This window comes from Ghiorsea bivora (assembly GCF_000744415.1).
GTDB classification, from domain to species: Bacteria; Pseudomonadota; Zetaproteobacteria; order Mariprofundales; family Mariprofundaceae; genus Ghiorsea; species Ghiorsea bivora.
This window is the reverse complement of record NZ_JQLW01000001.1, coordinates 22,163-34,699: the sequence shown is the minus strand read 5'-3', so window position 1 is coordinate 34,699 and position 12,537 is coordinate 22,163. Positions and strand designations below refer to the sequence as shown.

The 12,537-nt window shown below is 43.6% G+C and carries 15 protein-coding genes and 1 tRNA gene; 10 read left to right on the top strand and 6 right to left on the bottom strand.

The window, feature by feature from the left end; all coding sequences use genetic code 11:
• Position 1: 1 nt before the first annotated feature.
• The 8 genes from DM09_RS00165 to DM09_RS00130 all read left to right on the top strand — a co-directional run bounded on the left by DM09_RS00165 (position 2) and on the right by DM09_RS00130 (position 5,401).
• Complete coding sequence (locus DM09_RS00165) at positions 2 to 751, top strand: thermonuclease family protein (protein ID WP_157753567.1); 750 nt, start codon at positions 2 to 4, stop codon at positions 749 to 751.
• 83 nt (positions 752 to 834) lie between these two features.
• The gene (locus DM09_RS10920) at positions 835 to 1,458 is read left to right on the top strand and encodes a hypothetical protein (RefSeq protein WP_051937836.1); all 624 of its coding nucleotides are present in this window, start codon (positions 835 to 837) and stop codon (positions 1,456 to 1,458) included.
• A gap of 35 nt (positions 1,459 to 1,493) precedes the next feature.
• The gene (locus DM09_RS00155; protein WP_051937834.1) at positions 1,494 to 1,952 is read left to right on the top strand and encodes a DUF1924 domain-containing protein; all 459 of its coding nucleotides are present in this window, start codon (positions 1,494 to 1,496) and stop codon (positions 1,950 to 1,952) included.
• A 28-nt stretch (positions 1,953 to 1,980) separates the two neighbouring features.
• Positions 1,981 to 2,526 (top strand): diheme cytochrome c, encoded by a 546-nt coding sequence (locus DM09_RS00150; protein ID WP_051937832.1) that lies wholly within the window; start codon positions 1,981 to 1,983, stop codon positions 2,524 to 2,526.
• An 89-nt stretch (positions 2,527 to 2,615) separates the two neighbouring features.
• On the top strand, positions 2,616 to 3,086 hold the full coding sequence (locus DM09_RS00145; protein ID WP_038246520.1) for a hypothetical protein: 471 nt from the start codon (positions 2,616 to 2,618) through the stop codon (positions 3,084 to 3,086).
• An 88-nt stretch (positions 3,087 to 3,174) separates the two neighbouring features.
• Positions 3,175 to 3,585 (top strand): hypothetical protein, encoded by a 411-nt coding sequence (locus DM09_RS00140; protein ID WP_038246518.1) that lies wholly within the window; start codon positions 3,175 to 3,177, stop codon positions 3,583 to 3,585.
• A gap of 85 nt (positions 3,586 to 3,670) precedes the next feature.
• On the top strand, positions 3,671 to 4,561 hold the full coding sequence (locus tag DM09_RS00135) for a hypothetical protein (protein WP_038246515.1): 891 nt from the start codon (positions 3,671 to 3,673) through the stop codon (positions 4,559 to 4,561).
• A 57-nt stretch (positions 4,562 to 4,618) separates the two neighbouring features.
• Positions 4,619 to 5,401, top strand: a complete 783-nt coding sequence (locus DM09_RS00130; RefSeq protein ID WP_038246512.1) for a hypothetical protein — start codon at positions 4,619 to 4,621, stop codon at positions 5,399 to 5,401.
• Between the two features lie 65 nt (positions 5,402 to 5,466).
• On the opposite strand, the gene DM09_RS00125 is transcribed toward DM09_RS00130, so the two are convergent.
• Together DM09_RS00125 and DM09_RS00120 are read right to left on the bottom strand one after the other, a co-directional pair.
• A complete protein-coding gene (locus tag DM09_RS00125; protein WP_038246510.1) occupies positions 5,467 to 7,638 on the bottom strand; it encodes a YgiQ family radical SAM protein in 2,172 nt (723 codons plus the stop codon).
• A 2-nt stretch (positions 7,639 to 7,640) separates the two neighbouring features.
• Complete coding sequence (locus tag DM09_RS00120) at positions 7,641 to 8,021, bottom strand: helix-turn-helix domain-containing protein (RefSeq protein ID WP_038246508.1); 381 nt, start codon at positions 8,019 to 8,021, stop codon at positions 7,641 to 7,643.
• An 86-nt stretch (positions 8,022 to 8,107) separates the two neighbouring features.
• Between DM09_RS00120 and DM09_RS11755 the strand changes: the two genes are divergently transcribed.
• The gene (locus tag DM09_RS11755; protein ID WP_269764219.1) at positions 8,108 to 8,242 is read left to right on the top strand and encodes a hypothetical protein; all 135 of its coding nucleotides are present in this window, start codon (positions 8,108 to 8,110) and stop codon (positions 8,240 to 8,242) included.
• 44 nt (positions 8,243 to 8,286) lie between these two features.
• Here the strand turns inward: DM09_RS11755 and trpC are convergent, their stop codons facing one another.
• From trpC to trpE, 4 genes are all read right to left on the bottom strand, one after another.
• Positions 8,287 to 9,087: an indole-3-glycerol phosphate synthase TrpC gene (gene trpC / locus DM09_RS00115; RefSeq protein WP_038246505.1), complete on the bottom strand. Its 801-nt coding sequence runs from the start codon at positions 9,085 to 9,087 to the stop codon at positions 8,287 to 8,289.
• A gap of 136 nt (positions 9,088 to 9,223) precedes the next feature.
• Positions 9,224 to 10,258 (bottom strand): anthranilate phosphoribosyltransferase, encoded by a 1,035-nt coding sequence (gene trpD / locus DM09_RS00110; protein WP_038246502.1) that lies wholly within the window; start codon positions 10,256 to 10,258, stop codon positions 9,224 to 9,226.
• 2 nt (positions 10,259 to 10,260) lie between these two features.
• Positions 10,261 to 10,830, bottom strand: a complete 570-nt coding sequence (locus DM09_RS00105; protein ID WP_038246500.1) for an anthranilate synthase component II — start codon at positions 10,828 to 10,830, stop codon at positions 10,261 to 10,263.
• Positions 10,827 to 12,263: an anthranilate synthase component I gene (gene trpE / locus DM09_RS00100; RefSeq protein ID WP_038246497.1), complete on the bottom strand. Its 1,437-nt coding sequence runs from the start codon at positions 12,261 to 12,263 to the stop codon at positions 10,827 to 10,829. The genes DM09_RS00105 and trpE overlap by 4 nt, the downstream gene beginning before the upstream one ends.
• Positions 12,264 to 12,367: 104 nt before the next feature.
• On the opposite strand from trpE, the gene DM09_RS00095 reads away from it, so the two are divergent.
• Positions 12,368 to 12,443 (top strand) — tRNA-Ala (locus tag DM09_RS00095).
• The last annotated feature ends 94 nt before the right edge of the window (positions 12,444 to 12,537 follow it).

The window sequence follows — 12,537 nt, the reverse complement described above, 5'->3', positions numbered from 1 at the left end:
TTTGACACGTCATGGAATTGTATTATGTGTGCTGTTTTTATTTATACAGCCAGGTTTTGCAGGTTCATTATCTTGGATTACGTACAATAGATGGGTGACCGTGGATAGGGTCGTGGATGGGGATACGTTTAAAACAATCCAAGGTGAAAAGATTCGTTTGTTGGGCATCAACACGCCTGAAATACAGCACGATACCAGCTCTGCCCAACCCTTTGGTCAACAAGCCAAAAATGCGCTGATTACTTTGATTGCAGGCAAACAAGTTCGCCTTACTTTTGATAAAGAAAAGAAAGATAAATATGGGCGCACATTGGCGCATGTATATCTGCGAAATGGCTTGTGGGTAAATGCAGCTTTGGTGGAGCAAGGCTTGGCACATGTGTATACCTTTGCGCCGAATATAAGTGCAGCAAAGAAGTTGTTGCGGATAGAGCAAAAAGCCATTGCAGCCAAGCGAAAGATGTGGGGACATAAGCGCTGGCGCGTGATAACACCCAAGCAATTGCGCACTGGTTTATTGGGTCAGTTTCGTTTAATTCATGGTGTTGTCACAAAAGTAGAGAAAAATGGTTGGCGATTTGAGCTTGGTAAGTTGACGGTAACTGTGCCTAAGAGCTATCGCAGAGCATTCAAGCGCAATACTTTGAAATTGGGGCAACAGATATTGGTGCGGGGGAAGTTGCGTATATCCAAGAAGGGCAAGTGGTTTTTGAGTGTCTACACACAAAGTGATGTATATCACATAAACTAAAACTTGCTTGGCGAGGGTTTTGCTCATTAGAGTTCGTGACCTTGTATAAAACATAATAAAAAAATTTAGAAAAAGGATGATCTATGCATTTTATTGTTCGACCGATAGCAATGTTAGCAATGGTGTTTGCATGTATAACAACAGCAGCAGCACAAGATACAAAAAACAATATTTTATTGGCTGATTTAAACTTAAATATTGAGGATATGCATACAGAGTTTTTGCTTGCTGATAATAATGTGGTCTCAGCCTCGAGTCACTCAGTGGTGCCAAATATTCCCGACTCAGCTTTTGAAAAACCAGTGATTACACTTAACCAAACGCATATGTATTTGGGTTTGGCATCAATGGGGTTGGCTGGGATTACAGGTTTGACGGCGGACTCTGTTTCAAAAGATAATGGCTCAGCAAATTTAAAAAGTAATGTGCATGTTGTGGCGGCAAAAGCAGCTTGGCAGCTTGGTGCATTGGCGATCGGCACAGGTCTGTGGACACACTGGGATGACTTTCATTTGGAAGATGGCTTGTTAGACCGAGATAATCTGCATGTACTATTGGGAACACTTGGTGTGATTGGTTATTACTTGGCGGTGAACAGTGCCGTGAGCGACTACAATACCAATAGTGGTTCAGTGAGCACAGACCATGCGTCTTATGGTATTTTAGGTAGTGCGGCGATGATTACAGGCATTGCATTAACCTGGTAAACAAATAATAAATAAAGGTATAAGGAGATAGACCCATGAAAAAAACATTGATGTTAGCGGCTGCTTTATGGATGACACCGCTGGTGGGAAACACCGTTGGATATGCAGCAGAAGGTGGCAGTGCTATTCCTGAAATGATGGCAAAATTTGAAGCCGAAGGCGCTTCTAACTTTAGCGCTGAAGCAGGCAAAAAAATGTGGACCAAGGTTATGCCTTTTGAGCATAAAGGTGAAATGATGAAAGATAGAAGCTGTGCAACTTGTCATGGCGTGGATTTAACCAAGCCTGGCAAACATGCCAAGACGGGTAAAGAAATTGCTCCCATGACACTTTCAGGGGTGAGTGTTAACCGTAAGGGCGAACAAGTGCCACGTTTTTCGGAAGCGAAGAAAATCAAAAAATGGTTTAAACGCAACTGTAAATGGACTTATGGTCGTGAGTGTACTGCCCAAGAAAAAGGTAATTTCTTGGCGTTTTTCAAAAGTTTTAAGTAATATAAGAATAAAATAAGAGAGTTCACAGATGAAAAAAATATTATTAGTGATGGCTATTGTTGGTTTTTCTAGTCAGGCATATGCAGAAAATATCTTTGAGAATCTTTTTCGCTTCAAGGGTGTAAAACCAGTCATGAATGATTTGTACAATGATAGCTGTTCAGAATGTCATTATGCATATTACCCTGGTTTATTACCCAAACGTTCTTGGGAAAAACTCATGTTGCCTGATGAGTTGGAAGACCATTTTGGTGAAAATGCAGAGCTGGATGAGGAAGACCGCGTTGAAGTGCTTAAATTTCTGGTGGATAATGCTGCAGATACCTCCATTTATAAACGCTCAACCAAAATCGTTCGCTCAATCCCCGAGGGTGTAACACCGTTACGTATTACGGAAGTGCCATACATCAAACGTAAACATAAGAATTTACCTGATAAATATGTTAAAAATAATCCCAAGGTGAAGTCTTTAATCAACTGTAATGCTTGCCATAGAGCGATTGATAAGGGTATATTTGATGATGACACGATTCTGATTCCGAATTATGGCTACTGGAGTGATATTGGTGATTAGCTATGTGCGGGGCATCACATATGTTGTGCATCATATAGCTAATATAAATGTTTAGTTTTTTGCTATAGAGGAAAGATAGGAGAGAAGATATGAATTTGAAAAAGATTGTAACAACAGCAGCCATTGCAGGTGCATTAACCATGGGTGGAACTATAGTTAGTGCTCAACCTCTAGCGTTGTCTAACTTCAATGTTAACTATGGTACCACGGTAACTTCATGTGCATTATGCCATACAACTAATGCGACGACTGGCACACTAAACGCCTTTGGTGCAAACTTTAAAACCGCTGGTGGGGCTAAGACTGCCTATATGCCTAACTGGGCAACTCTTGATGGTATGGATGCTGATGCTGATGGTGTGTTGAATGGTGCGCAAATTGCGGCAGGTAATGCACCAGCGGGCAATGGCACATTGGCAGCGCCTACTGACATTGTGGTAACTACTACAGCAGCTAGTTCATCAGGTGGCGGTTGCGTGACTTCATCATTAACAACACCATTAATGATGGTATTGGCAATGTTGTCTTTGGGCTTTTTTGTTCGTCGCAAAAAAGACTAAGTTTTAGTATGTAAGAACAAGCCTCTTGGAATATACTTATTTCAAGAGGCTTTTTTTACACAGTTTTACATATTCATGGAGGAATCAGATGAAAAAAAATATAATGATGGCTTCTTTATTGGGCGTACTCAGTATTGGTTCTACAGTTGCAAGTGCGAATATAGGTGCTTACAACGCATTTAATGCACATTACATTAATCCAGCTACTTGTACATCTTGCCACACGGGAACCCCAGGTGTTACTACTACACTAGGTGTCGATTGGAAAGCCCAGGGTGGTAGCAGCCAAGCGGGTCCTAGCACACAAGCAGGTTGGGATGCACTTGATATAAAATATGCGACTAATTACGGTGGTGTGAACCCTAATTGGACTTTTTCGGCACCAACACCTGTTGGTACAGCATCTTTAACTGGCTGCGTTGCAAGCTCTCTATCCACTCCGTTGATGATGTTTTTGGCAATGTTAAGTTTGGGTTTTGTGGTTCGACGCAAACGTTAATCTTATAAGTATTGTGATTTAACGCACGGCAAAGAATAGCTGCTTTTATAGCCATGCGTTATTCAAATAAAATGTGAGGTTATAGATGAATATCAAATGGATACAAGCCCTGGCTGTGGCAGGCGGGCTTTTGAGTATGTCAACAACTGCAAGTGCGTTGGCACAATATGTTTCCCCCTTAAACACAGCTTTGGGAACAACAGGGTTATCATGTGAAGCTTGCCATGCGGGTTATCCTGCAGTGGCACCAAGCCGTGCAACCATTACATTGCCTATGGGTTTAACTCAAGCAGCTCGACTACCGTTGGGAACAACAGATAGTGATCAAGATGGTTTTACCAATGTACAAGAAGCCAGCGGTACATCACTGGATTTTAATAATAAGTTGGTTACACCATTTACCAAAGCTGTTGCTACAACGAATGATGTGAAGTTGCCTAACGTGTTTGTGCAAGGTGATACGCAAGCCACTGAGTTTGCGATTACAGATATTTATGCCCAAGCAGGAATTACAATTCCAGCGGGTAAAGAAGTGATGGGTGGGGCAACGGTAACAGCAGGTGTTGCTGTGGATATTTATGCTACGCCTTCGGCAATTACACCCGTCACGCTATTGTTTAAGGCTGGCGCACCTGATATGGCAACAATGGTGTATGTCATTGATACTTATGCACAAACCAATACACCTATTGCAGCAACAGGTTGGGCGATTGCCCCTAATGGCGGTGTGCAAATTAAATTATTGCCGAATGGTACATCTACGCCTGCAAGAATTGCAGTGGTTCGAACAATACCTGTTGCCCCAACAACGCTTCAACCGGGTATAAACTTCCCAAATTTGGGTGGCGACAATGAAAATGATGGTGAAGGCTCAGGCGTTGGTGGTTGTATCACGGGCGTTCCTACATTGCCATTGCTGATGTTTGGTGGATTACTAGCACTGGGTTTAGTGAATCGTCGTAAACAAAGTATTTGATAAAACAAAAAAACTACGGTAAAAATTTTAGGGTTTTGTGTTGGTAGGAGATAACCGATGAAAAAAGTGTTGGGTTTAGGTTTGATGTTGGTGTTGGGAAACACTTCAGCATTGGCACAGCCGCAATATGTTGGGTCATTGAATGCAGGGTTGGGTAATGGGGCAGCTGTGTCTTGCAGCGCATGTCATTCAGGTAGCCCCAGCGGTGGCAATGCAGTATTACCCATGGCAGCTACATGGCGCAGTGGCGCAAGTTTGGCTTTGTCAGATAGTGATGGTGATGGTTATAACAATGCGCAAGAAGTAAATGGGGGTAGCACGAATTTTAATTATAATACGATGTCACCGTTTACGCTTGCGAAAACAGCTGAAGGTTCAGCATCAACAACTGTAGTGGTTGTGGGCGGTGGTCAGGTTACTGAAACTGCAATCACAGATATTTATACGCAAGCAGGTATCACGCTTGCGGCCGGGCATAGCATTGCAGGTGGAGTTTCACCCTTGATTAATACGGCTGTTACACCAACACCAACTATTTACTTTAATCGGGCAGTGAATGCTGGTGATAAAGTGTATATGGTTGATTTTACGAACTCGACAGCAACACTTATGAACACGGCAACTTTTAATGCTGATGGTAGTGTGACAGTGAGTGGTTTGCCCAATGCTGCTAGCGTTAATATTGTTGTGGATAGAGCTACACCTATTGTGCCTAGAGCAGGATCACCTCGAGGTGGAGAAGATGAAGAAGGTTGTGTTTCAGGCTCATTATCTACACCACTTTTGATGACATTTGGTTTGTTGGTTATGGGTTTGTTGTTAAGACGTAAACAGGCTTAAAAACTTACTGTTATGATATTAAGACCTTAACCTTATAAGGCATAGCTTTATAAGGTCTTTTTTTGTTACTTGCGTTTTCGGTGGCGGGATTGATGTTGTTTGGGTTTGCGCTCTGCACGGCTATGTTGGGTGCGAAAACTTATGCCCTGTTTACGGCTACCTTGTTTGAGCGGTGCAGATTGATATGCAGGAATCAATTGATGTTCTCCGCTACCAATGAGGTCTGCACGACCCATTTTTTTCAGGGCATCCCTGAGCATAGGCCAGTTATCTTTGTCGTGGTATCTAAGGAAGGCCTTGTGTAAATCACGTTGTTTTTTGCGTTTGGGTACAAATACTTCTTCTTTATATCGGGGTTTAACACGGCTGATAGCTTTGAGCGGATTGCGCCCCGACCGATACATGGCTGCGGCGGTGCTCATCGGAGATGGCAAAAAGGCTTGCACTTGGTCTGCCTTATAATTGTTTTGCTTGAGCCATAGTGCCAAATTGAGCATATCTTCATCGGTAGTGCCTGGGTGAGCGGCGATAAAATACGGGATTAAATACTGTTTTTTGCCAACTTCTTTGGAGTATTTCTCAAACAAGGTTTTAAATTTATCGTAACTGCCAATGCCAGGTTTCATCATTTTGTCCAATGGGGCATTTTCGGTGTGTTCGGGTGCAATTTTGAGATAACCACCCACATGATGGGTAACCAATTCCTTGATATATTCAGGGGACTCGACTGCCAAGTCATAACGTAAACCCGAGGCAATAAACACGCGTTTAATACCTTTGAGGTTGCGTGTTTTACGATACAATTGAATCAGTGGGTTATGATCAGTACCTAAGTTTTTACAAATACCAGGGAATACACAAGATGGCTTGCGGCATGATGCTTCAATTTCAGCAGACTTACATTTGAGTCTATACATATTTGCCGTTGGTCCACCCAAATCGGAAATCACGCCCGTAAAATTCGGTGTTTTATCGCGTATGGCTTCCACTTCTTTGAGTACAGATTTTTCAGAGCGGCTTTGGATAATTCGCCCTTCATGTTCAGTAATCGAGCAAAATGTACAGCCACCAAAGCAGCCGCGCATAATGTTGACTGAGTTTTTAATCATTTCATATGCAGGAATTTTGCTTTCTTTGGCTTTGATATCACCATAACCCATATAAGGCAGCCTTGAATAGGGTAAATCAAAGACGCTATCCAGCTCTTCTGTGGTAAGTGGAATAGCGGGTGGGTTAATCCACACCTCGCGGTTGCCATGCTGTTGAATTAAAGCACGCGCATTTCCAGGGTTGGTCTCCAAATGCAGTAGTCGGGAAGCATGAGCATACAAAATTTCATCATCCACCAAAGCTTCATACGATGGCATTCGAATGACCGTGGTATTACGGTGTTGTTTGATATCCAAAATGGATACAGGTTGCACTTGTTCACGTACTCTATGCAGTTGCTTTTCATCGCATGCTTTGTCTGCGCCTGTCATCGCATAGGGGTTTGGGTGCTGAAAAGGTTGACCCACCTCATCTACATCGGTGCTAGGAATTTCAATCCAGCCATCAGGTACTTGGTTCATCATCACAGCAGTGCCACGAATATGTTTTAAGTCTTTGATGTTTTTACCTGCGCCAAGGGCATGTGCTATTTCGATAATTTGCCGCTCGCCATTGCCATAGACCAAAATATCCGCTTTGGAGTCCATAAGCACAGAGCGCCTAACCTTGTCCGACCAGTAATCATAATGGGCAATGCGCCGTAAGCTGGCTTCAATGCCGCCGATCACCACGGGTACACCTTTAAAGGCTTCACGCACGCGTTGTGCGTACACAGTGACCGCTCTATCAGGGCGTTTGCCGCCCACATCACCCACGGTATATGCATCATCCGAACGAATCTTACGCTCGGATGTATAACGATTAACCATGGAGTCCATATTACCTGCTGTTACACCCCAAAATAGGTTGGGTTTACCCAATGCTCTAAACTCATCGGCTGATTTCCAGTTGGGCTGGGCAATAATGCCAACGCGAAAACCTTGGGCTTCCAAAGCTCTACCAACAACCGCCATGCCAAAGCTGGGTAAATCCACATAAGCATCACCCGTAACCAAAATAATATCGCAGCTATCCCAGCCCAGTTTATCCATATCAGCTTTACACATGGGTAACTGAAAAGCAGGTTTTTCATGGGCTGCTGCCCAATATTTGGGGTAAGAGAGAATGGAGCGGGGGGTACTGTGCATAATTATTTTTTGTCACTCATTAATACAGCTGTAATAAGAGCTCCTAATGCAGCTCCTCCAACAAAGGAGGTTGCAGTACTATTTGAATTTACGACTTTCTCATACTCGATATGGACACCTTGCGACTCAAGTTCTCTTATGAGTGTTTCCACATTTAGGAGAATGTCACTTGGTTGAATATTAAATAATCTTGCAGCTTGCACGAGTTGGGAAACTGATATGGAACTTTCGCCACGTTCAATTTTTGACCAAGTGGATTGAGATATGCCTACATGGGAAGCGATGTATGCCTGCTCAATATGCTTTAGTTGTCGTATGTTCTTTAAACAGTTTCCAAGCATCGCACGAAAGGTAACAGTTGAGTTATTGAAATTTCTTGACATGGTAACTCCGAAGTCTACATTGGATCCTATATTCCCTGCTGCATTAAATATTCCGTAGGGAATAAATTATATAACAGGAGTCAATTATGACAAAACCTTCAGATAACTCTGCAAATCAACAAAACAGCAATAAAGGAACTTCAGGTACTAATACTGCATATGATAAAGCGCAAGGTAACAGGGGTAGCCAAATGAACCCTAACAATAAAGGAAAGAAATAAGTTTTACTATAGTTGAGAGGGGGGGGAGCAAGTCTCCCTCTCAACTATTTTATTAAAGACCTTTCCAATAGTGTTCTTAAAGCCAGCTCTGGGTCATCTTGGCGCATCAAAGATTCCCCGACTAAAAAACCATACACATCATGCTGATTCATCATTTGAATATCATCGTGGGCGAAAATACCCGATTCGGTAATCACGGTACGCTCACTTGGGATTTCAGCCAATAAATCCAGTGTGGTTTGCAAGCTAATATCAAAGGTGTGCAGATTGCGATTGTTGATACCAAGTAGAGGGGTGTCTAAATCCATGGCGCGTTCCAATTCTTTGGCATCATGTACTTCAGGCAATACGGATAAGCCTAATTCTTTGGCGGTTGCACATAATTCTTGGGCTAAACTATCTTCAATCATCGCCATAATTAATAGAATACAACTTGCACCCATGGCGCGCGCTTCAATGATTTGATAAGGGTCTAACATAAAATCTTTACGTAAAATGGGGATGTTTACGGCTTCACGAATATCAGACACGAATTGGTCATCACCCTGAAAATATTTCACATCGGTAAGCACAGATAAACATGTTGCCCCGCCTGCCTCATAAGCCTTGGCGATGGATACAGGGTTAAAGTCTTCACGGATAATACCCTTGGATGGTGAAGCTTTTTTGACTTCAGCAATCACTGCATTTTCTTTGTTGCCAATGCGTTTAATCAAGGCACCTGCATAATCCAAAGGTGCAATGGCTTTGGCTTCAGACAATAAAGTCTGTTCGCTGACTTTGCTTTTACAGCTTTTCACCCATTCGCGTTTGTAGGCTGCGATTTCATTTAATATTGAGCTCATGTTTTAACCTTTTTTGAACTACAGAGGACGCAGAGTTTCGCAGAGGGAATGAAATGTAGATTCAGATCTATGTTAGTTATTGTGGTAACCCTCTTATAAGAACTCTGCGTACCTTCGCGCCCTCTGCGGTTCATTATTATTTATTGGTGAATGCAATTAACGCATCCAAAGTGGCAGTGGCTTTGCCATCATCAATCGTTTGCGCAGCCAAGCCTAATCCGTCGGCAATACTATCTACTTTGCCGGCTACCCAAAGGGCTGCAGCACTGTTTAAGAGTACAATATCACGCCCTGCACCTTGTACACCTGCAAGGATATGTTTAATCACTTCCGCATTAAATGAAGCATCACCACCTTCTAAAGCTTGGGGTGTGGCATAAGGCATACCAAATGCAGCAGGATCAATTTCAAAGCGGTGGGTTGTGCCATTTTCTACCCATACGGCATCCGTGATGGTTGTGGTGGTAATTTCATCAAGACCATCTCTGCCATGCACAATTAATGCACGTTGGGTACCCAGTTGGGATAATGCTCCTGCCACAAGGTCTAACTTTTCTTCACCAAATACGCCTAAGATTTGATATTCTGCACCCGCAGGGTTGGTTAAGGGGCCGAGAAGGTTAAACACGGAACGTACCCCCATTTCTCGGCGAACAGGGCCTGCATATTTCATGGCAGGGTGACATTGGGGTGCAAACAAGAAACCAATGCCCACTTCATCCACGCATGCTGCCACCTGTTCAGGTGAAATATCTAATTTTACACCCAAAGCTTCCAGCACATCGGCACTACCCGACTTGGAAGAAATGGCGCGGTTACCATGTTTAGCAACAGGTACACCACATGCCGCCAAGACAATGGCAACCGTGGTGGAGATATTAAACGTTGATGCACCATCGCCGCCTGTACCACAAGTATCTAATAGTCCCGTAGCTTTGGGTTTGATTTTAGTTGCCGCACTGCGCATGGCACGCGCTGCACCTGCAACCAATTCAGGGGTTTCGCCACGGATGCTTAACCCCATTAACAATGCGCCGATTTGGGCGGGGGTGGCTTCGCCTTGCATGATTTCATTAAAGACAGTTTCAGCTTGTGCTGCACTTAAAGGTATGCCTTTCTGGGTGTCAGAAATTGCTTGTTGGATGTTGTAGTGTTTGCGCACTTTAGGCATGATTATAACTCCAAAAAGTTTTTGAGCATGGTGTGTCCATGTTCGGTGAGTATGGACTCAGGATGAAATTGTAGCCCAAAAGTGGGGTGTTCTTTATGCCGCAGTCCCATGAGTTCTCCTTCTGCTGTCCAGGCGGTGCGAATTAAACTTTCAGGTAATGGTTCTTGCACAATCAAGGAATGGTAACGTGTTGCTGTAAATGGGGTAGGTAAACCTTTAAAAATACCCGATTCATCATGTTCAATAGGGCTGACCTTGCCGTGCATCAAACGTGGTGCACGAATCACTTTGCCACCAAAGACTTCGCCAATGGATTGATGCCCAAGACATACGCCTAAAATAGGTAATTTTCCTGAAAAAGTTTCAATCACGCTTTTGGAAATCCCAGCTTCGGCAGGAGTACAAGGCCCTGGTGAAATCAGAATGCGCGATGGATTCAAAGTTTCAATCTCGGCAATGCTGATTTTATCATTGCGGAACACATGGGGGGTATCGCCCAATTCACCCAAATATTGCACCAGATTAAATGTGAAAGAATCGTAGTTATCAATAACCAATGTTGCCGAACTCATGATTTTTCTCCGTTGCTTTGTGCAGAGGAAGTCTGTGCTGATGCTAGGGCGACGGCCCTAAACATAGCTGAAGCTTTGTTTACACACTCTTGGTACTCATTGGTGGGTACAGAATCAGCCACCAAACCAGCACCTGCTTGCACATGTAACATATCATCTTCAATCACTGCGGTGCGAATGATAATCGCAGTATCCATGTTTTCACCACCAAAAGAGATATGCCCAATGCAGCCACCGTATGCTCCTCTCGGTTGCCCTTCAAGTTCATCAATGATTTGCATAGCTCTTATTTTCGGTGCGCCAGAAAGTGTGCCTGCTGGAAAGGTTGCCGCGAGTAAGTCCAAAGCGTCTACATCATCACGTAACTCCCCCTCAACTTGAGACACAATATGCATCACATGTGAATAGCGCTCAATTGCCATGGAATCGGTGACCTTAACTGAACCAAATTGACTTACTCTGCCCAAATCATTGCGTCCTAAGTCGACCAACATTACATGTTCGGCTATTTCTTTGGTATCCGCCAACAGTTCTTGTTCCAACATCGTATCTTCTTGGCTTGTTTTGCCGCGCGGACGTGTGCCAGCAATGGGTCGAACAATAGCTTTATTACCTTCTTTGCGCACCAAGATTTCAGGAGATGAACCAATCAAGGTCACATCTTGGATGTGCATATAAAACAAGTAAGGTGAAGGGTTGATGTGGCGAATAGCGCGGTAAAGGTTTAAGGGGTCAACATTGAGGGGCTGGCTAAAACGTTGGGATACCACAACCTGAAAAATATCACCTGCCAAAATATATTCTTTGGCTGTTTCTACCATGGTTTCATATTCGGTTTGGCTGACGCTGGATGGCGGAATGTTTAGCTTGGCATCGGTTACAGCAGCAGGGTGAAATGGTGCAGGTGTTGGATGATTTGCTAAGGTTGCTTCTATGGTATCCAACACTTGTTGCGCTTGATGTGCGTCTTTTTCAAGTGCGCATAAGTGTACAATGCCTTTGAGATTATCAACGACCACAAAACGATCAACCAACATATATGCTGCAACCACTTGCGCATTGGTGTTTTGTTGTTCAACACCAGGCTCAAAGCGGTGAATAATGTCATAAGAAAAATAACCCACAGCACCGCCCGTAAAAGGCAAGTCATGGGCTTCAATTTTGGGTTGTTTGATCACCGTATTACGAATCCAAGTCAGCATATCGCCAGCAGCAAAATATTGCTCGCTACCATCACGGTGTTGAATCATTAAACCATTTTCTTTTTCAATGGCGATTTGTGCTGGATCGAAGCCGATAATACTGTATCTTCCCCAATGCTCACCACCCTCAGCACTTTCAAATAAAAAGCAGTTATGTGCGCCGCGTAAACGGGCAAACAAAGATACAGGTGTATCACAATCAGCAGATAATATGCGTTGAAACAGTTTCACAACAAACCTCGACAATAAAGATGGGCGTATGTTGACACAAAACAAAGCACATGGCTAAATGCGGCTCACTTTTGCTGGCGTGAAGTCCATCCGCTGCGCAAAATGGGGCCTTAGCTCAGCTGGGAGAGCGCCACACTGGCAGTGTGGAGGTCAGCGGTTCGATCCCGCTAGGCTCCACCATTTCAATATCTATCAGCATCCAATATAAGCCGTTAAGCCTAGTGTTTAGCGGCTTTTTTCTTGACCTTGTAGCCTATGTTGTCTTATGCTGGTT

Coding starts and splice junctions, on each gene's coding strand:
- DM09_RS11755 (WP_269764219.1), top strand. CDS start 8,108: ATGACAAAACCTTCAGATAACTCTGCAAATCAACAAAACAGCAATAAA.
- DM09_RS00155 (WP_051937834.1), top strand. CDS start 1,494: ATGAAAAAAACATTGATGTTAGCGGCTGCTTTATGGATGACACCGCTG.
- DM09_RS10920 (WP_051937836.1), top strand. CDS start 835: ATGCATTTTATTGTTCGACCGATAGCAATGTTAGCAATGGTGTTTGCA.
- DM09_RS00150 (WP_051937832.1), top strand. CDS start 1,981: ATGAAAAAAATATTATTAGTGATGGCTATTGTTGGTTTTTCTAGTCAG.
- DM09_RS00135 (WP_038246515.1), top strand. CDS start 3,671: ATGAATATCAAATGGATACAAGCCCTGGCTGTGGCAGGCGGGCTTTTG.
- DM09_RS00130 (WP_038246512.1), top strand. CDS start 4,619: ATGAAAAAAGTGTTGGGTTTAGGTTTGATGTTGGTGTTGGGAAACACT.
- trpD (WP_038246502.1), bottom strand. CDS start 10,258: ATGCCTAAAGTGCGCAAACACTACAACATCCAACAAGCAATTTCTGAC.
- DM09_RS00140 (WP_038246518.1), top strand. CDS start 3,175: ATGAAAAAAAATATAATGATGGCTTCTTTATTGGGCGTACTCAGTATT.
- DM09_RS00145 (WP_038246520.1), top strand. CDS start 2,616: ATGAATTTGAAAAAGATTGTAACAACAGCAGCCATTGCAGGTGCATTA.
- trpC (WP_038246505.1), bottom strand. CDS start 9,087: ATGAGCTCAATATTAAATGAAATCGCAGCCTACAAACGCGAATGGGTG.
- DM09_RS00120 (WP_038246508.1), bottom strand. CDS start 8,021: ATGTCAAGAAATTTCAATAACTCAACTGTTACCTTTCGTGCGATGCTT.
- DM09_RS00125 (WP_038246510.1), bottom strand. CDS start 7,638: ATGCACAGTACCCCCCGCTCCATTCTCTCTTACCCCAAATATTGGGCA.
- DM09_RS00105 (WP_038246500.1), bottom strand. CDS start 10,830: ATGAGTTCGGCAACATTGGTTATTGATAACTACGATTCTTTCACATTT.